Source organism: Brenneria populi (assembly GCF_036016195.1).
In the GTDB taxonomy this organism is placed as follows: domain Bacteria; phylum Pseudomonadota; class Gammaproteobacteria; order Enterobacterales; family Enterobacteriaceae; genus Brenneria; species Brenneria populi.
Genome location: NZ_JAYWTM010000001.1, coordinates 672,324 through 693,783, shown reverse-complemented (window position 1 = coordinate 693,783; position 21,460 = coordinate 672,324). Strand labels below are relative to the sequence as shown.

Here is a 21,460-nt window from a genome sequence, read left to right as displayed (position 1 = left end):
TATGTTTTGGAATCGAAAAAACAGTGAGGCGTTGGATAACTTCAACGAGAAGATGGACGTTGAAGGCCGCAGCCTGTGGCAAGATGCCCGCCGGCGTTTTATCCATAACCGCGCCGCGCTTGCTAGCCTGTTCGTGCTGGCGCTGATCGCGTTATTTGTGATTGTCGGGCCCTGGCTATCGCCCTTTAATTATGCGGATACGGATTGGAATATGATGTCATCCGCGCCGGATATGGCCTCCGGCCACTATTTCGGCACCGACTCATCGGGGCGCGACCTGCTGGTTCGCGTCGCCATCGGCGGACGCATCTCTCTGATGGTCGGCGTCGCCGCCGCGCTGGTCGCCGTGGTGGTCGGCACGCTGTACGGCGCGCTGTCCGGTTATCTCGGCGGGAAAGTCGACTCGGTGATGATGCGTCTGCTGGAAATCCTCAACTCGTTCCCATTTATGTTTTTCGTCATTCTGCTGGTGACGCTATTCGGGCAGAACATGCTGTTAATCTTTGTCGCCATCGGCATGGTGTCCTGGCTGGATATGGCGCGTATCGTGCGGGGGCAGACGCTAAGCCTGAAGCGTAAGGAGTTTATTGAGGCGGCGCGGGTCTCCGGCGTTTCGACGCGCGGCATCGTGTTGCGCCACATCGTACCGAATGTGTTGGGCGTAGTGGTGGTGTATGCCTCATTACTGGTGCCGAGCATGATTTTGTTTGAGTCATTTCTGAGTTTTCTGGGATTAGGCACGCAGGAGCCGTTAAGCAGCTGGGGCGCGTTGTTGAATGACGGCGCGAACTCAATGGAAGTCTCTTCCTGGCTGCTGCTTTATCCGGCGGCGTTTTTGGTCGTGACGCTGTTTTGTTTTAATTTTATCGGCGACGGTCTGCGCGATGCCCTCGATCCGAAAGATCGCTGAGGAGCGGCATGATGAATAGATCTGATTCAACCGAAAGGCGCGAGCCGCTGCTAAGCGTGCGGGATTTGCACGTGAGGTTTCATACCGAGGATGGCGAGGTAACCGCGGTAAACGATCTCGACTTTACGCTGCGCGCCGGGGAAACGCTGGGGATTGTCGGCGAGTCCGGTTCAGGTAAATCGCAGACGGCGTTTGCGCTGATGGGGCTGCTGGCCAGCAATGGCGAAATCAGCGGCTCTGCGCGCTTTCAGGGCCGGGAGATCCTCAATTTGCCCGAGCGGCAGTTGAATAAGCTGCGCGCGCAGGAGATCGCCATGATATTTCAGGATCCGATGACCTCGCTGAATCCTTATATGCGCGTCGGCGAACAGCTGATGGAAGTGCTGATGCTGCATAAGCAACTTAGCAAAAGCGAGGCTTTTGAAGCGTCGGTTAACATGCTCGACGCGGTAAAAATGCCGGAAGCGAGGAAACGCATGCGGATGTATCCTCATGAGTTTTCCGGCGGCATGCGCCAGCGCGCGATGATCGCCATGGCGTTGCTTTGCCGTCCTAAGCTGCTGATCGCCGATGAGCCTACCACCGCGCTTGACGTAACGGTACAGGCGCAGATCATGACATTGCTGAATGAGCTAAAGCGCGAGTTTAATACCGCCATCATTATGATCACCCATGATTTAGGCGTGGTGGCCGGTACTTGCGACAAGGTGTTGGTGATGTACGCCGGACGGACGATGGAGTACGGTTCGGCGCGCGACCTGTTTTACCATCCCAGCCACCCTTACTCCATCGGATTGCTGAATGCCGTGCCGCGACTGGACGCCGAGGATGAGGTTTTGGCGACCATTCCTGGAAATCCGCCCAATTTACTGCGCCTGCCGCAGGGATGTCCGTTTCAGCCGCGCTGCCCCTATGCGATGGAGCGCTGCCGTGAGACTCCGCCTTTAACGCCTTTTGGCGACCATCGCCTGCGCGCCTGTTTGAGAGCCATTGAGGAGGTGCGATGAATACGGCTAAAGAGAAGGCCCCCTTGCTGGAAGTGGTCGATCTGAAGGTTCACTTCGATGTCAGAGACGATAAACAGTGGTTCTGGCAACCGGCCAAAACGTTGAAGGCGGTCGACGGCGTGACGCTGCGTTTATATGAGGGGGAGACGCTGGGGGTGGTCGGCGAGTCCGGATGCGGAAAATCCACGCTGGCGCGCGCCATTATCGGTCTGGTGAAGGCAACCGGCGGAAACATTACCTGGCTGGGGCGCGATTTGCTGGCGATGAATGCTCAAGAGTGGCGTAAGGCGCGCGGCGATATCCAAATGATATTTCAGGATCCGCTGGCGTCGCTTAATCCGCGTATGACTATCGGCGAAATTATCGCCGAGCCGTTAAAAACCTATCATCCCAAGCTGGCGCGTCAGGATGTGAAAAACAGAGTCAAAGCGATGATGCTGAAGGTTGGGCTGTTGCCCAATACGATTAATCGCTACCCGCATGAGTTTTCCGGCGGCCAATGTCAGCGCATCGGCATCGCCCGGGCGCTGATACTGGAGCCGAAGCTGGTTATCTGCGACGAACCCGTTTCCGCGCTGGATGTTTCCATTCAGGCCCAGGTGGTGAATCTGCTGCGGCAATTGCAGCATGACATGCGGCTGTCGCTGATTTTCATCGCCCATGATTTATCGGTGGTGAAGCACATTTCCGATCGGGTTTTGGTGATGTATCTGGGGCATGCGGTGGAGCTGGGGACCTACGATCGGGTGTATCGCCATCCTCTGCATCCCTATACCCGGGCGCTGATGTCGGCCGTGCCGATCCCCGATCCGGATAAAGAGCGAAACAAGCGGATACAACTGCTGGAGGGCGATCTGCCTTCGCCGATCGATCCGCCCGCGGGATGCGTGTTTTGCACCCGCTGCCCGATCGCCGGGCCCGAGTGTGTAAAAAACAGACCGGTAATGGAGGGGAGCTTTACGCATGCGGTCTCCTGCCTGAAGACCGATCCGCAGGAGCTGGCGTCGTCGTAGGGCTGTCAGATCGAGATACAGGGGGCGACCACGGGGCTGAGGCGTCCCGTGGGGACGCCCTTTTTACATCCGGAGCGAGCCTGCCGCGCTGGGAAGCGACTCGCCTTTGCCGCGGTTTATTCTCGCCACAGGATATGGCAAAGCTTGTGGTCCTTTTCCCGGCAAATCAAAACGCGGGCGAAAATATCGGTAATTTCGCCGCCATCCTGCTCCGCGAGCCCGATCACCACTTCGGCAAAGAAATCAGGGTTAAGATCGAAATCGACATGTTCTGACCAATCTTCCGCCGGATCGAATAGCTCCGCGCCGCCGCGCTCTTCGAACTGTAGGTTAAACAGTAAAATATCTGCCGGATCAAGATTATCGGCAGCCAGTTCCAAAAAGATATCGTAGGCCTGTTCCAACGCTTCGTCTTCAGTCAGGCGGTTATTCAAATCCATATACGGGATGTCCAGTCAATGCGTGTGGAGCCATTAAAACACGGGTAAAGTCGTATTTATAGCAAGGGGCTGAAAAAGTAGCACAGCCGCTCAATAATCCGTTGCCAATAAGGCCGGCTTTGCCACTGCTTGGCGCTTAGCAGTGTGGAGCGGAGGATATAATCCTCCTGCACGCAGGCGAGATCGGCGCCGAAACCGGCGTCGTCGATCACCACGGTAATTTCAAAATTCAGCCACAGACTGCGGATATCGAGATTGACCGTACCGATCAGACTTAGCTGCCCGTCGATCAGCACGCTTTTAGTATGCAGCAGGCCATCTTTAAACTGATAGATTTTGACGCCGGCCGCCAGCAGCTCGGTAAAGAACGCCCGGCTTGCCCAGCCGACCAGCACGGAGTCGTTTTTATGCGGCACGATAAGGCTGACATCCACTCCCCGCTGCGCGGCTGTACAGATGGCGTGCAGCAGATCGTCGCTGGGGACGAAATAGGGCGTGGTCATAATCAGCTGCTTACGCGCGGAATAGATGGCGGTTAGCAATGCCTGATGGATCATCTCTTCCGGATAACCGGGGCCGGACGCGATAATCTGAATGGTATGGCCGGTCTCCTGTTCGAACGGCATCATATTGACGTCCGGCGGCGGCGGCAGCAGACGTTTACCGGTTTCCATTTCCCAGTCGCAGCAATAAATAATTCCCAACGTTGTCGCCACCGGGCCTTCGATGCGCGCCATTAAATCTACCCACTGGCCCACGCCCGCGTCCTGCTTGAAAAGGCGCGGATCGACCATGTTCATGCTGCCGGTATAGGCGATACGGTTATCGATCAGGATCACTTTTCGATGCTGACGTAAATCCATCCGGCGCAGAAACGCCCGAAATAGGTTCACCTTTAGCGCTTCGGCCACTTCAATGCCGGCGGTGCGCATCAGCTGCGGGTAGGTGTTGCGGAAAAATTTAACGCTGCCCGCGGAGTCGAGCAATATCCGGCAATGCACGCCACGGCGGGCGGCCGCGATCAGCGACGAGGTGACCCGATCGACGATCCCGCCGGACTGCCAAATATAAAACACCATCTCGATATTATTATGAGCCAGTTCAATATCGCGGATCAGCGATTTAATCGTGTCGTCGAAGCTCGTCAGTAATTGCAGCTGGTTGCCTTTTACACCGCCGACGCCCTGGCGGCGTTCGCACAGCTGAAATAGCGAACTGGCGACCTCGCTGTTTTCCGTAGCGAATATTCGCCGGTACTCTTTGAGCTCCCGCAGCCATTTCGCCGTCGAGGGCCACATTTTGCTGGCGCGTTCCGCCCGGCGTTTGCCGAGATGCAGCTCGCCGAATGAGAGGTAGGCGACAATACCGACCAGCGGCAGGATATAGATAACCAACAACCAGGCCATTGCGGAGGGAACCGTTCGACGCTTCATCAGAATACGCAGCGTGATACCGGCGATCAGCAACCAATAACTGAACACCAGCAGCCAACTCATTACGGTATAAAACGTTGTCATAAAGGCGTAGCAAATCCCTTCTGTAAGTCATTAATAAAGTGTACGCATACTTTGATAAAAGGGGAAACGCCTTTAGTCTTAATAAAATAGCCTGCCGGCGATTTTCCGTGGCAAGGGAAATCAAACATTGCTTGGATCGAAATATGACGGGTATATAATGGCGCGGCCAATTGTCGATATAAGAGTTATGCCATGAAACGCAGCCGGAATGAAGTCAGCCGCTGGCGAATGTTGCGTCAGGTCCAGCGCCGCAGAAGCCGCTGGCTGGAAGCGCAGTCGCGTACCTACCGCCATATTCATCACGTCCGCTATTTGCAGCAAAAGCATAAACGGCGCTCGTTATTATATGCCGTGGCCTATGAGTGGTAGTTAGCTGAAAAAATTAGCGGTCATCATTGATATGACCGCTAATTTTTTAATCCATATATACTCGTCATACTTCAAATCGTCTGTGCGCTGCTTTATTCCTCGCCCCATCCGTAGGGCTCTCCCTTTCCGGGGCCAGCGCAAGCGCTGTTCAACAACGGTTTGGCGTTTTTGAACAGCGACGCGAATTATTTAGAACATAAAGCGGAGCGGTTTTTCAGGAGAGCGCGGGTATCAGCGATTTATCGGCCGCGCTGGGCGCTTCATCGGTATCGGACGGCAGCAGAAACAGCGAGACGGTGGCGCTGAGGCGCTCTGTTTGCTCCAGCAGCGATGAAAAGGTCAGCGCCGTCGTTTCGACCTGTTGCGCATTCTGTTGCACGGTGTCGTTCAAGGTGCGAATACGGCCGGTGACTTCATGAATGCTCTGGTTTTGCTGCTGCGATATGTCCGATATTTCACTTAAAAACGTGCTGGTGCCTTTCGCCGCCTGAATAATTTCTTGCAGGCTGTCATTCAAATTTTTAACCAGCTTGGCGCCCATCTCCACGCTGTTGTCGGAGTCGCGGATCAGGGCGTTGATATTTTGCGCGGAGTGACTGCTTTGCGACGCCAGCGTGCCGACCTCTCGGGCGACGACGGAAAATCCGCGTCCCATTTCGCCGGCGCGGGCGGCTTCAATCGCCGCGTTCAGCGACAGGATATGCGTCTGGAATGCGACGTTTTCAATCATGCCGATGGCGTCCGTCATTTCCCGCGTTCTGCCGGCGATATCCGTCATGGCCGTTTTCACTTGATTCATCATGACTTCGCCCTGTGCGGCGATATTGCTGGTGTCCGCGGCGTGTAGACTGGCCTGATGAGTGTGTTGCGTATTCTGTTCCAGATGCTGGCTCAACTGAATGATATGTTCGGTGGCGGCCTTCAGCTCATGGGACTGCCTGTTCGCCTGCTCCGACAAAATACGGTTATCCTCCGCGACCTTATCGACCTGGGCGCTCATGCCGCCTACGCTTCGGCGCACCTGATTGACCAGGTTAACCAGGCCGCGCTGCATCTGAATGACGCTGGTGTTCAACAGGTCGATTTCCTGGGTGGTGCGTTTTTCCATCTCGATCCTGTGCGAAAGATCGCCCGCCGCAATAAGCCGCAGATGGTCGATAATGCGTCTTAGCGGACGAATGACGACTCTGTTGACGCTGACCCAGACCAGCACCGAGACGAAGAGCAGTAAGCCAAGAACAATAATAAAAATAGTATGGGCGCGGTCGAGAGAGGTCAGCAGGTGCCGGCCGAGCTGTTTCTGCCGGGCATCGTTGTCTTGCAGGTAGCGCGAATACTTTTGGGTGAAGTCGTTCTGATAGGCCTGGACGGGAACGGCAAAAAAGATATCGATTTGATTGGTCGTTTTTATCCCTTCGGCAAGCTCGGTCAATCCGGCGTACAATAGCTGATAGCTGGCCTTCAGCTCAACGAAGGCGGGGGCCGCGGACGCGCTATCCAGCTGTTGATAATGGGTTTGCGCCTGTTTCAGCGATGCCTCGGCTTCATCCATCAAACTTTGCCAACTGCCCACTGAACCGGTCTCTTTATCGACCAACAGATAAATCCCGGCCCGATTAAGCTTATCGCTGGCGTTCATGACTTCCATTCTGGCTTTATCCATTAACGCCTGCTGCTGACGCAGGTGCTCATTCGTCGAGGTATCCAGCCTGACCTGCGTCATGGTCTGGGTAATAATGCCGACGGAAATCAATTGCAATAATGAAAATAGCCCGATGACGAGCAATAAACCAAAAAGAATGCTCGGCCGGCGGCGAAATAATATTTTTGACATCCCTAATCGTAGCTTGGCGGGCGTTAACATATGATCTGACTCCCTGCATATGAATAGAAGTCAACGTATCACGGTTAAATGACTAAAGTATTTCAGGTTTTCACTCACCCAGCGGCGGGGAGTTTGCGGGAAGGGCGCCTTGAACGTGCGGCAATGGGGGATAGCCGGCGGCAGCTATCGCCCATTGTTGTCATTAAAAAGCCTTTTTATAGGGTTTGATCGTCACATTACGGTAAACGTTGGCGGCGACGTAAGGGTCCTCATCCGCCCATGCCTGCGCGTCCCGCAGGGAGGGGAATTCGGCGATAATCAGGGAACCGGTAAAGCCGGCTTTACCCGGATCTTCGCTGTCAACGGCGGGGAGTGGGCCCGCGGTGATAAGCCGTCCCTGATCCTGTAATTTTTTCAGTCGGGCAAGATGATCGGGTCTCGCCGCCAGCCGATTCTCCAGAGAATCGGCGACATCTTCAGCGTAAATAACATATAACATAACGGGCCTCTCACATTAGGAAGTTCAAAACCGACGTCACCCATCATACTGGATGATACGACCAGGGCAATAGGTTGATTTACCAGATAAATAGACTTCCTCCCTCATGGCGCCGGTTTAGATAACGAGATAGCTAGGCGATTGTGGCGGGAGGCATTCCGCGAGAACCTCGTCGGCGTATTTCTCTTACATATCAGGTTTAAGCGGACGGCATCGCCCCCTGTCTGGTTTTTTTTAACAATTTGGTGGGTTATTATTGAATATGATTGCTATTTGCATTTAAACTTGGGCGGCATAAGAGGATAAAGAAATACTATGCCGCAAAAAAAGTTTTTCCTGACCCGTCGTTATTCATGGCCATTTATACTTTCTGTTGGTATTCACGGTTCTTTAATCGCGGGTTTGCTGTATGCGTCATTCAACAAAGCGTTCGAACTGCCGGAAGAGTCCAAGGCGATCAATGTCGTTATGGTCAATCCGGCGGCATTTGAAGCGGCGCCCGCGGCGAAATCAGCGCCGGCTGAACCCGAACCGGTAAAACAGCCGGAACCGGTTGCGGAGCCTGAGCCTGAGCCTGAACCGGTTCCCGAGCCGGAACCGATCCCTGAGCCGATTCCGGAACCGGTGCCGATGCCGCTTCCTGAGCCCAAACCGGAGCCGAAACCCAAGCCGAAACCCAAACCGGTGAAGAAAGTTGAACAGCCGAAACCGGTGAAACGCGAGAAGGCCGTGGAAAAACAGCCTCCGTCGCCGTTTACCAGCGAAGCGCCGACGCAAAATGTGAAGAATGCGCCGGTCAGGCAGGCGCCGGCGCCTGCATCGAATACTCAGTCGACGGGGCCTCGGCCGCTAAGCCGGGTCGAGCCGCAGTATCCGGCGCGGGCGTTTTCGCTGCGCGTCGAAGGGCGGGTGAAAATTCAGTTCGATATTGATGATTCCGGCCGGGTGGATAATATTCGGGTGCTTTCCGCGGAACCCCGCAATATGTTTGAACGCGATATCAGACAGGCGATGCGGAAGTGGCGTTATGAAGCCAATAAGCCCGGCAGAAATCTGGAGGTGACGTTTATCTTCAGAATCAGCGGCACCACCATGGAATAAGCGTTAGGCGCATCGACCCTTTCGGTAAAAAAAGCACCGCGATTAAGCGGTGCTTTTTTGTCACAAATATCCTACCGAAAAATTACGCCGCCGGCGCGGCCGGGAGGAATAGAGCGGCGTGCCGCATCAGGCATTATCATAATCGCAGTGGCTTTTCCCCGGCGGCAGCTCGCGTGAGCGTCCGTATCCGTCCACGGCGACGTAGGTGAACAGCGCTTCCGTCGCCCGATAGCGCTGCCCAATCGGTTCTGACGACACTTTTTTCACCCAAACTTCGACATTGATATTAATGGAGCTGCGTCCGGTACGCACGCAACGGGCGTAGCAGCACACCACGTCGCCGACGGCGACCGGTTTGAGAAACGTCATCCCGTCGACGCGCACGGTGACAACACGGCCTTCCGCAATCTCTTTTGCCAAAATAGCGCCGCCCATATCCATCTGCGACATGATCCAGCCGCCGAAAATATCCCCATTGGCATTGGTATCGGCAGGCATCGCCAGCGTACGAAGCACCAGATCGCCCTGAGGTAAAATGTCTTGTTTGCTCATTATGGTATCAATCAAATTAAGGTTGACTCGTTTTTATCAAGCGCGCATTAGCGGTGCTCGCCGCCATTTTCTTCCGACTTTTCCCTGTCGCCGGGTAAATGGCGATAAATATAAACGCCGCAAATCAGCGTAAACAACAGGGTAACCCCGGTTAAACCAAAGACCTTGAAGTTGACCCACACGCTTTGCGGCATCCAGAAGGCAATATAGATGTTTAATAATCCACACACCAGAAAGAACATGGCCCAGGAGAAATTAAGTTTTCCCCATACGGACTGCGGCAGGGTGAGCTCTTTCCCCAACATGCGCTGGATCAGCGTTTTCTTCATCACGAACTGGCTGTACAGCAGCGCGACGGAAAATAGGGTATAAATAATGGTCACTTTCCACTTAATGAACTCATCGTTGTGGAACACCAGCGTCATGGTGCCGAAAATAGCCACCATGGCAAAGGTTATCAGCGTCATCTTCTCTATTTTGCGGTAAATCACCCAGGTGACGATCAGCGCCAGCGCGGTCGAGGCGACCAGCGCGCCCGACGCTATATAAATGTCGTAGAGTTTATAAAAAGTAAAAAAAACAATAAGTGGAATAAAATCAATAAGTTGTTTCATTATGTCAATCCATCGCCAAATGATTTATTGGTGATAACCGCAAAGCGTTATCCGATAACCGCCTGCATTATCCTTCATTGTGATGCGCCGTTCTCTTGATATCGCAATAATTTGCAGAAAATTACGATTGGCCGCGCCGGCGGCCCCTTCGCTTCAGGGCCGCCGCCCGTCCCGCCCAATCTTATTTCAGCGGATTTCCCACCTCAGGCAGCGATGAATTCACGACCAGCGGCAAGGGCGGCCGCCCCTAAAACCATTGGGCATAGATCAAGCGCGAAGCAGCATATACAGACGGAATAGGTAGATAAGCAGGATAGCGGATATCAGATTGCTTAGGCCATTCACCAGCACGGCAAGCACGGTCGGCGAAAATACCGGAATTTTTGTCGCCAGCAGCAGGATGGCGATTTTAGTCAGTATCCAGAGGAGCACCGCCGGCGCCGTTACGCGCAGGTTGGCATAAGCCAGTTTGGCGCTGGCCTTGACGGCGCTGAATACGCCGCGCTTTTCGGTGGCGACGATAATCGGCGACAGGCTGAATGCGATAGCCAACAGTACGCCGGGAACGATCAGAAACAGCATGCCGAATTGCACGAATAGCGTGCAGAGCAGGATGAGAATAAACAGGCGGGGCAGCATGGGCGCGGATGCGCCGATCGCCCGTAAGGCGCTAGTGCGGTTGCCGGCGGATACCAGCTGGATCAGCATCAGAATGCCGCCGGTGAGGATCGCGTTGCCGACCAGGGCGGAAAAAGTGCCCGCAGCGGACATTTTCAGCAGCACCACCTGCTGCTCCGGCGTCATTTGCTGGATCATGTCCATAACGCCCAGCTCGACGGAGGAGGAGAGATCGCCGCCCACGTTATTCAGCATCTGCAATTCTTCATTTCCGGGGGCGAAGGCATGATTCAGAATGACAGTAATGAACGCGGTCAGCAGCGACATCATCAAAATAGTGACGAGCTGGTTACGCGTAAAATTCATTGTGTCACGGTACAACAGGTTGGCCGTGATAGGCATGCAAACTCCTTGAGAAAAAATGGGCCGTGATATTAGCCTTTAATTGTAACCTGTTACGCCAGGCTGTGGCACCCCGCGCGGGTGGCGATGCGTGGATTTATCATGATTCCGTTGACGGCGTTGCTATCCTGACGGGCAGCGCGGGCAGGCCGTAGCGGGCTCTGGCGCGGTCGCAGGCCTCGTTGAGCCGGCCGTTTTCTCCTGATTGCATAAATTCGCGACAGGGGGAGGGACGGTTAAGGTAGATAGAACAGCTGACATTTTCGCCGATATCGCCGGTCAATGCGGCGCATCGAGGCGTTTTGCCATTGGTTCCCTGCATACAGCGCAAAAACGGCGTAAGCGGTTCCGTCAGCGTGACGGGCACCGCGCCAGCGCCATCATCCGCTTCCGCCCAGTAAAAAGATACCCGAAAATAAGCGCAACAAGCGCCGCAGTTCATGCAGACGTTATCGCTCATTTTTTTGTCTACCTCCCTCAACCGGTATAGCATCGCCCGTTATTTCTCAGGCCTCCGCGGCGTGGCTTACCCCTGAGCGCCCGCCGCAAGGCTGCTGAAAATTTAGCGCCGAAATACGCGCTTTGGCAGCGCATTTTCGCAGGAGAGCACGTTATGCGCATTTTCATTAATTTGATTTAAATCAATTCCTTTATTTTTAATTAGTTGCGCATGTTTGATTAGGTTCGATTTTTACGAAATGTCTTTAAAAGATGTGATCTGGGTTAAAACAAGAATGGCGGCGTAAAGGTATATTTTGCTCGAAATTTAAACCATATAAAGGGAGTGGGTAATGAAAAAGGCGTCTTTGTTACTTATTGCGGCCGCGCTGTTGCCGTCATTTGCGCAGGCTCATCAGGCCGGAGATATCATTGTTCGAGCCGGAACCGCTACCGTCCGTCCGGTGGAAGGCTCCGACAATGTCTTGGGTCTGGGGTCATTTAAAGTGGATAACAATACCCAACTGGGTTTGACATTCAGCTACCTGGTTACGGACAACATCGGCGTGGAACTCTTGGCCGCGACGCCGTTTAATCATAAGGTCGGGTTGAACGGCGTCGGAACCATTGCCGAAGTCAGCCATTTGCCGCCTTCGCTGATGGCGCAGTACTACTTCGGCGAAAAAGCCGACAAGCTTCGCCCATACCTCGGCGTGGGGGTGAACTACACTATGTTCTTCGATGAAAAGTTCAACGATCGGGGCAAAAGCAACGGCTTAAGCGATCTGAGCCTGACAAACTCCTGGGGCGTCGCCGCGCAGGCCGGCCTGGATTACAATCTGGATGAAAACTGGCTGATTAACGCGTCGTTGTGGTGGATGGATATCGATACCGATGTGAAATTTAACGCCGGAGGCCAGCGGCAGACGATCGATACCCGTCTGGATCCGTGGGTATTTATGTTTGGCGTCGGCTATCGTTTTTAATAGTGAGCGCCGAATGAAAAACGGCGGATTTTTATCCGCCGTCAGACTGTAGACAAAGTCAGATATTACTCATCCCGTAGCGGGACTCGCCCTGCGGGCCGCCGCCAGCGGCGTTCAAAAACTCACGCGTTTTTGTAGGGGAAACACGGGGGGAGGTTCCCGCTTACGACGCCTCGCCCCCGTGGTCGCCCCGGGTATCTCTTTCTGACAGATGGGTTTGTCAGCAAATCCGTTTTTCATACATCGAACGGCAAAATATTATGAGCGCGTCGCCGCCTTCATATTGCTGACAAAAGTATGCAACTGAGACAGCATCTCCTCGGGGTTATGCTGGTTCTTTTCAATAATCCGCACGATCGCCGACCCGGAAATCGCGCCGGCGGCGCCGGCCGCCAGCGACTCCCGCACCTGGGACGGCTCGGAGATACCGAACCCCTGAATGGGCGGGGCCGCATGGTACTCATGCAATTTGGCAACCAGGTGATGAAGCGGCAGCTGAGCGCGTTTTTCCGCGCCGGTGACCCCTGCGCGCGACAGCAAATAGGTGTAGCCGCGGCCATAGGACGCAATTTCGCGCAGCAGGTCGTCATCGGCGTTGGGCGGACAAATAAAGATTGGCGCGATGTTATGGCGCTGCGCCGCCGCGCGGAAAGGCGCCGACTCTTCAACCGGCACATCGGCAATCAGCACGGAGTCGACGCCGACCTGTTCGCAGCGCTGATAGAAGGCGTCGATACCGTTGCTGAACACCAGATTGGCGTACATCAGCAGGCCGATCGGTATCTCCGGGTATTTGCGGCGGATAGCGGCGAGCAGTTCAAAGCACTGGCCGGGCGTGACGCCCGCGGAGAACGCCCGCAGCGTGGCGGCCTGAATCGTCGGCCCGTCGGCCAGCGGATCGGAAAAGGGGATGCCCAGCTCCAGCGCATCGGCGCCCGCGGCCACCAGGGTATCTATAATTCTCAGAGACTGCTCCGGCGAAGGATCGCCCAGCGTCACAAAGGGGACGAACGCGCCTTCTTTTTTGTCGCCGAGACGTTTGAATAAGTGCTGATAGCGCTCCATTAAATTTCTCCCCGATCTTTTAAAATATCGTGAACGGTAAATATGTCTTTATCGCCGCGGCCCGAGAGGTTGACCACCAGGATTTGCTCTTTCTCCGGCTCCTGCTTAATCATTTTCAGCGCGTAGGCAAGGGCGTGAGAAGATTCCAGGGCGGGAATAATGCCTTCGTGACGGGAGAGTTCTTTAAAGGCTTCCAGCGCTTCGTCGTCGGTGATGGAGACATAGTCGGCCCGGCCGATGCTGTTGAGGTAAGCGTGCTGGGGGCCGACGGACGGGAAATCTAGTCCGGCGGAGATCGAGTAGGACTCTTCGATTTGCCCTTCGCTGGTCTGCATCATCGGGGACTTCATCCCGAAGTAGATCCCTACGCGGCCATGCTTGAGCGGCGCGCCGTGCTGCCCGGTTTCAATGCCCAGCCCGGCCGGCTCCACGCCGATCAGACGAACGCCGGCGTCATCGATAAAGTCGGCGAACATGCCGATGGAGTTGGAGCCGCCGCCGACGCAGGCCAGCAGCGCGTCCGGCAGCCGGCCCTCTCTTTCCAGCATCTGCGCTTTGATCTCTTCGCCGATCATGCGCTGAAATTCACGCACGATGGTCGGAAACGGATGCGGGCCCGCCGCGGTGCCCAACAGGTAGTGCGCGCGCTCGTAGCTGCCCGACCAGTCGCGCAGCGCTTCGTTACAGGCGTCTTTCAGCGTGGAGGAGCCGCTGTGAACCGGTATCACTTCAGCGCCCATCAGGCGCATGCGGAATACGTTGGGGGATTGACGTTCGACGTCTTTGGCGCCCATATAGATGCGGCATTTCAGCCCCAGCAGGGCGCAGGCCAGGGCGGTGGCGACGCCGTGCTGTCCGGCGCCGGTCTCGGCGATGATTTCCGTTTTCCCCATCCGTTTAGCGAGCAGCGCCTGCCCCAGCACCTGGTTGGTCTTATGCGCGCCGCCGTGCAGCAGGTCTTCGCGTTTCAGATATAGCCTGGTGCGGGTCCCTGAGGTCAGGTTTTTGCACAGGGTCAGGGCGGTCGGGCGGCCGGCGTAGTTCTTCAGTAAATCGATAAATTCCGCCTGGAATTCGGCATCCTGCTGCGCGCTGACAAACGCTTCTTCCAGCTGGCGCAGGGCCGGGATGAGGATCTGCGGCACATACTGCCCGCCGAACTCACCGAAATAAGGATTGAGTAATGTCATAATATTCCTGTTTTTTATCTATTTAAAAGGGCGGCGATGCCGGTAATGTCGATGGTTTGAGCATCGAGATACCCGGGGCGACCACCGGGGCGAGGCGTCCTTACGGGAAGCTCCCCCGGTGTTTCCCCTAAAAATCGGCTTAGCGACCGGTATGCGGTGCTGCCGGGGCTTACAGCGTCCGTAACTGTTGAAAAACCGCCGCGATTTTATGCGGATCTTTCTTTCCCGGCTGGCTTTCCACCCCGGAGTTAAAGTCCAATCCGGCACACCCCAGGCGGGCCGCCTGCGCGCAGTTGTCGGCGTTGAGTCCGCCGGCCAGCAGCACATTGTCCAGATTCTGCCCCTTAAGCACCGACCAGTCGAATGTTTGGCCGCTGCCGCCTTGCGCGTTATCCAACACATAGCGATCGACGTGCGGCAAGTCTCTTTCCGGTAATCCGCCGGACATGCTTAACGCTTTCCAGATTTGGCAGGCGGCGGGCAGCCGTTCGCGCAGCAGAGAAAGGGTTTGCCGATCTTCGTTGCCGTGCAACTGCACCGCCGCCAGCTGCAGTTCGCCGGCAAGGCTGACGATGCGTTCGACCGGTTCGTCGCGAAACACGCCGACATAGCGCAACGGCGCGCTTTTTACCACCGCGCTAGCCTGCTGCGGCGAAACATGCCGCGGCGAGGACGCGACAAAAATCAATCCGCCGTATAGCGCGCCGGCCTGATAGGCGGCCTGAGCGTCTTCCGGGCGGGTGAGGCCGCAAACTTTATTTTCGCCGAGGATGACGCGGCGCACCGCCAGCGTCAGGTCGGGTTCGGACATCAGCGAACTGCCGATTAAGAATCCGTCGGCGAACTGACTTAATTCACGAATTTGTTCATGGCGATAAATACCTGACTCGCAGATGATCGTCACGCCGTCCGGCAGCAAGGGGGCGAGCTGGCGAGTGCGGTTCAGATCGATAGAGAGATCGCGCAGGTTGCGGTTATTGATGCCCACGACCCGGGCTTCAAGCTTAATCGCCCGATGCAGCTCCTCTTCATTGCTGGCTTCGGTCAGCACGCCCAGCTTCAGGCTATGGGCCAGATCGGAAAGCTGACGATACTGCCGGTCGTCCAGCACCGAGAGCATCAGCAGGATGGCGTCGGCCTGGTAATAGCGCGCCAGGTAGATCTGATATTCCGAAATAATAAAATCTTTGCACAGCACCGGCTGCCGCACCGCCGCGCTAACCAGCGGCAGAAATGCGAAATCACCCTGAAAATACTTTTCGTCGGTCAGCACCGATATCGCGGAGGCGTAGTCTTTATAAATCCGGGCGATACCCGCCGGGTCGAAATCGTCGCGAATCAACCCTTTTGACGGCGAGGCTTTTTTGCACTCCAGAATAAACGCCGGCTTATTTCGGCGCAAAGCCTGGTAAAAATCGCGCTGGCTGGGCACCACATCATGCCGGAAGGTCGACAGCGGTTGCTCTTTCTGGCGCGCTTCAACCCATACGGCCTTATCACGCACTATTTTATTCAGAATGGTTTCCTGCATGACTTCTTTATCCTCTTGCGGCCAGATCGGTTACGCGCCGGTAGGCCTGTCCGCTATGAATCACCTCTAACGCCTGCTGCGCATTTTGACGCAAATCTTCCTGCCCGAACAGCTTCAGCAACAGCGCCACGTTGGCGGCGACGGCCGCTTCATGCGCCGGCCGGCCTTTACCCTGCAGCAGCGCGGCCAGAATATCGCGGTTCTCTTCCGGCGAGCCGCCCTGCAGCGCCGAGAGCGGGAAGGTATCCAGCCCGAAATCTTTGTGGGTCAGCTCGTAGGCGGTAATATCGCCGTCGCGCAATTCGGCGACTTGCGTCGGCGCATGAATCGCGACTTCATCCATTCCGCCGCCGTGCACCACGGCCGCGCGCCGGTACCCCAGCACCTTCAGCGTCTCGGCGATAGGTCGAACCAGCTCCGGACGATAAACGCCGATAAGCGCCAGCGGCGGACGGGCCGGGTTAACCAGCGGCCCCAGTACGTTAAACAGCGTTCTGGTTTTCAACTGCTGGCGGACGGGCGCCGCATGGCGGAATCCGGGATGATACTGCGGCGCAAACAAAAAGCACACGCCTAAGTCATCCAACGCCTGGCGCGCCTGCTCGGCCGGCATATCAAGGCGGATGCCGAACGCGGCCAGCAGATCGGACGATCCCGAGCGGCTGGAGACGCTGCGGTTGCCGTGTTTGGCGATCTTCAAACCGCAGCTGGCGGCGACGAACGCGCTGGCGGTGGAAATATTGATACTGTTGGTGCCGTCGCCGCCGGTGCCGACAATGTCGGCGAACGGGTAGTCGGGGCGCGGGAAAGGCTGCGCGTCGGCCAGCAGGGCGGTCGCCGCGCCGGCAATTTCCTGCGGGCGTTCGCCGCGAATTTTCATGCTGATCAGCGCGGCGGCCAGCTGGCTGGGTTCAAGTTCGCCGCGGACGATGGCGGCGAACAGCGCCTGGCTCTCCTGCTGGCTGATAACTTTAGCTTGATATAACTTTTCAAGTATTTCTGCGAGGGAAAACGTCTCTTGCATGATGGTGTCCTTTCTTTTGTTCTTTTCTTTGTAAGCCAACGTTAAGCCAAAGCCCAGTCCAGCGTCTGTTCGAGCAGACGCGCGCCGTGGGTGGTTAAAATCGATTCAGGATGAAACTGGAAGCCGCACACGCGGTCGGCGTCGTGACGCACCGCCATCACCATCTGATTAAAGTGGGCGTTGACGGTCAGTTCGGCCGGAATATCGCTGCCGATCAGCGAATGGTAGCGCGCCACCGGCAGCGGGTGCGGTAAGCCCTGGAACATCGCCTGTCCGTCATGGTCGATGTTGGAGGCTTTGCCGTGCAGAATTTCGCCGGCCCGGCCGACGTGGCCGCCGTAGGCTTCCACAATCGCCTGATGGCCGAGGCAGATGCCGATAATCGGCATCTGACCGCGCAGACGCCGCAGCAGTTCGGGCATACAGCCCGCATCGGCCGGGGTTCCCGGACCGGGGGAGAGCATCAATACCGGCCGCTCCATTTTCTTTAAGTGGTCGATGATGGTCTCGGCCGGCAGATGGTTGCGGTAAATGACCACCCGGTGACCGCTGGAGCGCAGCTGATCCACCAGGTTGTAGGTGAATGAATCGATATTATCGAGCAGTAATATATCCGCCATTAGAACAGCTCCTTCGCGTTATGCGCACTGGCGATGGCCCGTAGAACGGCCCGCGCTTTATTTCGCGTTTCATCGGCTTCCGCCTGCCCGATGGAGTCCAGCACCACGCCCGCGCCGGCCTGAACCGTGGCGATGCCGTCCTCCACATAGGCGGAGCGAATCACAATACAGGTATCCAGATCGCCGTGGGCGGTAAAATAGCCCACCGCGCCGCCATAGCTGCCGCGCCGGGTTTTCTCGCTGGCGGCGATAAGCTGCGTGGCGCGGACTTTCGGCGCGCCGCTCAACGTGCCCATGTTCATGCAGGCGCGATAGGCGTGCAGCGCATCCAGGTCCTCGCGCAGCGTACCCACCACGCGGGAGACCAGATGCATAACGAAAGAGTAGCGGTCGACCTGGGTTAAGTCGGCCACATAGCGGCTGCCGGGGCGACAGATGCGCGCCAGGTCGTTGCGCGCCAGATCGACCAGCATCAGGTGTTCGGCCATCTCTTTATGGTCGGTACGCATCTCCAGCTCAATGCGACTGTCGAGATCGCGATCCAACGAGCCGTCGGCGCGGCGTCCGCGCGGGCGCGTGCCGGCGATCGGGTAAATTTCAATCTGACGGCTGTCGGCGTCGTATTTCAGCGAGCTTTCCGGCGAGGCGCCGAACAGCGAAAAGTCTCGATCCTGCATGAAAAACATGTAAGGGCTGGGGTTGTTGTCCTTCAAAACCTGGTAAGCGGAGAGCGGAGACGGGCAGGGAAGCGAAAAACGGCGGGAAGGCACCACCTGAAAAATCTCACCGGCGCGGATGGCCTGCTGCATCTGAGCGACAACCTCGGCATAGTCTTCGTCGCTCTGGTTGCAACCGAGCGTCATGCTGTCGATGGACTGATGCGGCAGCGCGGGCGCCGGCTGGCGCAATTGCTGCTGCAATTGCGCCAGCCGCTGTTGCAGGCGCTGCCGTTCGGCGCGGTCCGGCGTAAAGAGACTGGCCTGCAGGAGGGCGGTCTGCCGTTGGTGATCCAGCGCCAGCAGGGTCTCCGCCAGATAGAAGCAAAAGTCCGGGCAGCGCTGCTGCCGGCTCAGTTCCGGCAATGTCTCAAAACCGGCGACCAGATCGTAAGCGAACAGTCCGCCTAAAAACATGGCTTCGCGCTCGTCGGCAGGGCTGTCGACCAGCTTCAGAATGGCGCGCAGCGCATCAAAGACCGATAGCGAGCGCAGGCGGGAGTCTTCGTCCTGCATATTATCCGCCGGCGGGAAGGTCAGCTCGCGGCCGTTGGGATGCGCTTCGATAACGACCTCGGCCGACAGCGCCTTATCCAGCAGCGGCAGCAGACTGGCGCCGTTGGCGGTCAGCGCCTGCACGGAGACCTGCCGACCGAATGCGGTGATGCGTAACGCGCTATCGACGATTAACCAGCTTTTCAGATTTTGCTTACTCTCAATAGCGGCCGATTCCAGCAGCAGCGTGGCGGGTCTTGCGCCGCAGAGCTGGTGGAAAATGGCGCTGGGGTCATTGCGGTAAATGGCCTCGGTACGCAGAAGCTCCAGTTTGGGTTGTGTCGTTTGCATCATTGCTACCTGTGTTATTTTGCCCATATATGAAAAAGCCCGCTTAATAAGCGGGCCTGGGAATATCTGCATGTATGACAATAGCTATGCGTGATTACTCCGCCCGCGTAAGGGAAGAGCGCCACCAACCTGATTTCATCGTGTTTCGCATGACCATTATCATCATCTCGCCGTTTGTATGCTGAGCTTGCGTACTAGTAAACTGGTTCGCGCGCCGAAAGTCAATAACAGGGATAATATAATTTTATCGCCGCTTAATGTTGCTGGAAGGTAAGCTATTGGCTGGGTTTATGCGCTAGCGCTAAACCGGCTCCTGCGGCAGACGACATTCATACTTTACTGGCATTGGCGGCGGCCGGGAACGGCGCGGCGCTCCTGCCGGCGGGCGTGTCGCTGGTTACGCCGGAGGGTAAATATACCAATTGGCATCGCTCTAATATTACTATTAGCGGCGCATTGATGGCATCATAGTGGGCTTCGAACCGCAATTCATCCCGTAATGGAAATCGCTGTGTCACAAGAACCTCAACCGCTATCGTCTTTCCCGCTCTACGATCTGCATAGCCACACCACGGCGTCCGATGGCGTATTGAGGCCGGCCGAGCTGGTCAACCGGGCGGTCGCGATGCGCGTCGGCGTCTTGTCGATTACCGATCACGATACCACCGACGGCCTGGCCGAGGCGCAGCGAACCATTGACGAGCAGGCGCTGCCGCTGCGCCTGATCCCCGGCGTGGAAATTTCGACGCTCTGGGAAAATCATGAAATTCATATTGTGGGGCTGGGTACGGATATCGGCCATCCGGCCCTGTGCCGGCTTCTGCTGAGCCAGGCGCGGTCGCGGCGGGAGAGAGCGGAGCAGATCGCGCTGCGTCTGGCGAAAGCGCGTATTCCCGACGCGCTGGAGGGCGCGGACCGCCTGGCGGCGGGCGGCCAGATCACCCGCGGCCATTTCGCCCGTTTTTTGGTGGAGCAGGGGGTCGCGGCCAATATCAATCAAGTATTTAAAAAATATTTGGCCAAGGGGAAAACCGGATACGTCCCGCCGCAGTGGTGTACAATAGAGCAAGCGGTTGATGTCATTCACCAATCCGGCGGCGTGGCGGTGTTGGCGCATCCGGGGCGTTATGATTTAACCGCCAAATGGCTGAAGCGCCTGTTGGCCGGATTTGCGGATAGCGGCGGCATCGCCATGGAAGTGGCGCAGTGTCAGCAGGCGCCGAACGAGCGGACGCAGCTTGCCCGCTATGCCCGCGAGTTTGGCCTGCTGGCTTCGCAGGGGTCGGATTTTCATCAGCCTTGCGCCTGGATCGAATTGGGGCGCAAACTGTGGCTGCCCGCCGACGTGGAGCCCGTATGGCGACATCCGGCGCTGGCGGAGAGGCCGGCGGAATAGTTCCGGCGGCGATCACCCTATTGCCGATTACGCGGGGAAGCGCGCGTTTTCCCGTATTACAGAAGTACGAGGTAGCGTCATGAGTCAGTTTTTCTATATTCACCCGCAGAATCCCCAGCCGAGGTTGATCAATCAGTCGGTGGATTTTCTGCATAAAGGCGGGGTGATTGTCTATCCCACCGACTCCGGCTATGCGCTGGGGTGCATGCTGGGTGATAAAAATGCGATGGAGCGTATCTGCCGTATCCGCGATCTGGATAACAACCACAACTTTACCCTGATGTGCCGCGATCTCTCGGAGCTGTCGACCTATGCCTATGTCGATAACGCCGCGTTCCGTCTGATTAAAAACAATACGCCGGGCAACTACACGTTTATTCTCAAGGCCACCAAGGAAGTGCCGCGCCGCCTGATGAATGAGAAGCGCAAGACTATTGGCCTGCGGGTGCCGTCCAATCCCATCGCGCTGGATTTATTAGCCGCGCTGAATGAACCGTTAATGTCCACCACGCTGATGCTGCCGGGCAATGATTTCGCCGAATCCGATCCGGAAGAGATCCAGGAAAACCTGGGAAAACAGGTCGATCTGGTGATCCACGGCGGCTTTCTCGGCCAGCAGCCGACCACGGTCATTGACCTGACCGAATCCACGCCGCGCATCGCCCGCGAAGGAACCGGGGATATCGCGCCGTTTCTGTAGGCATGGCGCGGGCATCCGCGCGCAACAGGGTTGTCCTGATCGAACGGCCGGGGCGTGCCGATAGCACAGCTCGAACCATTT

The 21,460-nt window shown here is 56.6% G+C and carries 20 protein-coding genes, 1 pseudogene and 1 other annotated feature; of the genes and pseudogenes, 8 read left to right on the top strand and 13 right to left on the bottom strand.

The window, feature by feature from the left end; translation table 11 throughout:
• Position 1 precedes the first annotated feature (1 nt).
• From oppC to oppF, 3 genes are read left to right on the top strand one after another with little or no spacing between them, the layout of a single operon-like run.
• On the top strand, positions 2-910 hold the full coding sequence (gene oppC / locus VSX58_RS03095; RefSeq protein WP_327616770.1) for an oligopeptide ABC transporter permease OppC: 909 nt from the start codon (positions 2-4) through the stop codon (positions 908-910).
• Between the two features lie 8 nt (positions 911-918).
• On the top strand, positions 919-1,917 hold the full coding sequence (oppD, locus tag VSX58_RS03090; RefSeq protein ID WP_407654836.1) for an ABC transporter ATP-binding protein: 999 nt from the start codon (positions 919-921) through the stop codon (positions 1,915-1,917).
• On the top strand, positions 1,914-2,930 hold the full coding sequence (gene oppF / locus VSX58_RS03085) for a murein tripeptide/oligopeptide ABC transporter ATP binding protein OppF (protein WP_327616767.1): 1,017 nt from the start codon (positions 1,914-1,916) through the stop codon (positions 2,928-2,930). The genes oppD and oppF overlap by 4 nt, the downstream gene beginning before the upstream one ends.
• Positions 2,931-3,046: 116 nt before the next feature.
• On the opposite strand, the gene VSX58_RS03080 is transcribed toward oppF, so the two are convergent.
• Positions 3,047-3,370 (bottom strand): HI1450 family dsDNA-mimic protein, encoded by a 324-nt coding sequence (locus VSX58_RS03080; RefSeq protein ID WP_327613534.1) that lies wholly within the window; start codon positions 3,368-3,370, stop codon positions 3,047-3,049.
• A gap of 56 nt (positions 3,371-3,426) precedes the next feature.
• Complete coding sequence (gene cls / locus VSX58_RS03075; RefSeq protein ID WP_327616765.1) at positions 3,427-4,887, bottom strand: cardiolipin synthase; 1,461 nt, start codon at positions 4,885-4,887, stop codon at positions 3,427-3,429.
• A 192-nt stretch (positions 4,888-5,079) separates the two neighbouring features.
• On the opposite strand from cls, the gene VSX58_RS03070 reads away from it, so the two are divergent.
• A complete protein-coding gene (locus tag VSX58_RS03070; protein WP_327613532.1) occupies positions 5,080-5,256 on the top strand; it encodes a YciY family protein in 177 nt (58 codons plus the stop codon).
• A gap of 214 nt (positions 5,257-5,470) precedes the next feature.
• On the opposite strand, the gene VSX58_RS03065 is transcribed toward VSX58_RS03070, so the two are convergent.
• Complete coding sequence (locus VSX58_RS03065; protein WP_327616764.1) at positions 5,471-7,120, bottom strand: methyl-accepting chemotaxis protein; 1,650 nt, start codon at positions 7,118-7,120, stop codon at positions 5,471-5,473.
• A gap of 163 nt (positions 7,121-7,283) precedes the next feature.
• Complete coding sequence (locus tag VSX58_RS03060; protein WP_327613530.1) at positions 7,284-7,580, bottom strand: YciI family protein; 297 nt, start codon at positions 7,578-7,580, stop codon at positions 7,284-7,286.
• Positions 7,581-7,895: 315 nt separating this feature from the next.
• On the opposite strand from VSX58_RS03060, the gene tonB reads away from it, so the two are divergent.
• Complete coding sequence (gene tonB / locus VSX58_RS03055) at positions 7,896-8,681, top strand: TonB system transport protein TonB (RefSeq protein WP_327616763.1); 786 nt, start codon at positions 7,896-7,898, stop codon at positions 8,679-8,681.
• Positions 8,682-8,807: 126 nt separating this feature from the next.
• Here the strand turns inward: tonB and yciA are convergent, their stop codons facing one another.
• From yciA to VSX58_RS03035, 4 genes are all read right to left on the bottom strand, one after another.
• The gene (gene yciA, locus VSX58_RS03050) at positions 8,808-9,233 is read right to left on the bottom strand and encodes an acyl-CoA thioester hydrolase YciA (RefSeq protein WP_327616762.1); all 426 of its coding nucleotides are present in this window, start codon (positions 9,231-9,233) and stop codon (positions 8,808-8,810) included.
• Between the two features lie 47 nt (positions 9,234-9,280).
• Positions 9,281-9,847: a septation protein A gene (locus VSX58_RS03045; RefSeq protein ID WP_327616761.1), complete on the bottom strand. Its 567-nt coding sequence runs from the start codon at positions 9,845-9,847 to the stop codon at positions 9,281-9,283.
• Between the two features lie 267 nt (positions 9,848-10,114).
• Complete coding sequence (locus VSX58_RS03040) at positions 10,115-10,867, bottom strand: YciC family protein (protein WP_327616760.1); 753 nt, start codon at positions 10,865-10,867, stop codon at positions 10,115-10,117.
• Between the two features lie 100 nt (positions 10,868-10,967).
• Positions 10,968-11,327, bottom strand: a complete 360-nt coding sequence (locus VSX58_RS03035; RefSeq protein WP_327616759.1) for a YkgJ family cysteine cluster protein — start codon at positions 11,325-11,327, stop codon at positions 10,968-10,970.
• 331 nt (positions 11,328-11,658) lie between these two features.
• Between VSX58_RS03035 and ompW the strand changes: the two genes are divergently transcribed.
• Positions 11,659-12,291, top strand: coding sequence for an outer membrane protein OmpW (gene ompW / locus VSX58_RS03030; RefSeq protein WP_327616758.1), 633 nt, complete (start codon positions 11,659-11,661; stop codon positions 12,289-12,291).
• A gap of 258 nt (positions 12,292-12,549) precedes the next feature.
• On the opposite strand, the gene trpA is transcribed toward ompW, so the two are convergent.
• From trpA to VSX58_RS03005, 5 genes and pseudogenes are all read right to left on the bottom strand, one after another.
• Positions 12,550-13,356: a tryptophan synthase subunit alpha gene (trpA, locus tag VSX58_RS03025; protein ID WP_327616756.1), complete on the bottom strand. Its 807-nt coding sequence runs from the start codon at positions 13,354-13,356 to the stop codon at positions 12,550-12,552.
• The gene (trpB, locus tag VSX58_RS03020; RefSeq protein ID WP_327616755.1) at positions 13,356-14,546 is read right to left on the bottom strand and encodes a tryptophan synthase subunit beta; all 1,191 of its coding nucleotides are present in this window, start codon (positions 14,544-14,546) and stop codon (positions 13,356-13,358) included. Before trpB ends, trpA begins: the two co-directional genes overlap by 1 nt.
• A 169-nt stretch (positions 14,547-14,715) precedes the next feature.
• The gene (gene trpCF, locus VSX58_RS03015) at positions 14,716-16,077 is read right to left on the bottom strand and encodes a bifunctional indole-3-glycerol-phosphate synthase TrpC/phosphoribosylanthranilate isomerase TrpF (protein ID WP_327616753.1); all 1,362 of its coding nucleotides are present in this window, start codon (positions 16,075-16,077) and stop codon (positions 14,716-14,718) included.
• Positions 16,078-16,084: 7 nt separating this feature from the next.
• Positions 16,085-17,721: pseudogene (gene trpD / locus VSX58_RS03010) on the bottom strand (bifunctional anthranilate synthase glutamate amidotransferase component TrpG/anthranilate phosphoribosyltransferase TrpD).
• Positions 17,721-19,283: an anthranilate synthase component 1 gene (locus tag VSX58_RS03005; RefSeq protein ID WP_327617051.1), complete on the bottom strand. Its 1,563-nt coding sequence runs from the start codon at positions 19,281-19,283 to the stop codon at positions 17,721-17,723. The pseudogene trpD and the gene VSX58_RS03005 overlap by 1 nt, the downstream one beginning before the upstream one ends.
• Positions 19,284-19,312: 29 nt before the next feature.
• Positions 19,313-19,416: a sequence feature (Trp leader region), on the bottom strand.
• A gap of 378 nt (positions 19,417-19,794) precedes the next feature.
• Between VSX58_RS03005 and rnm the strand changes: the two genes are divergently transcribed.
• Together rnm and VSX58_RS02995 are read left to right on the top strand one after the other, a co-directional pair.
• Positions 19,795-20,679, top strand: a complete 885-nt coding sequence (gene rnm / locus VSX58_RS03000) for an RNase RNM (RefSeq protein ID WP_407654835.1) — start codon at positions 19,795-19,797, stop codon at positions 20,677-20,679.
• 79 nt (positions 20,680-20,758) lie between these two features.
• Complete coding sequence (locus VSX58_RS02995; protein ID WP_327616750.1) at positions 20,759-21,379, top strand: L-threonylcarbamoyladenylate synthase; 621 nt, start codon at positions 20,759-20,761, stop codon at positions 21,377-21,379.
• Positions 21,380-21,460 lie beyond the last annotated feature (81 nt).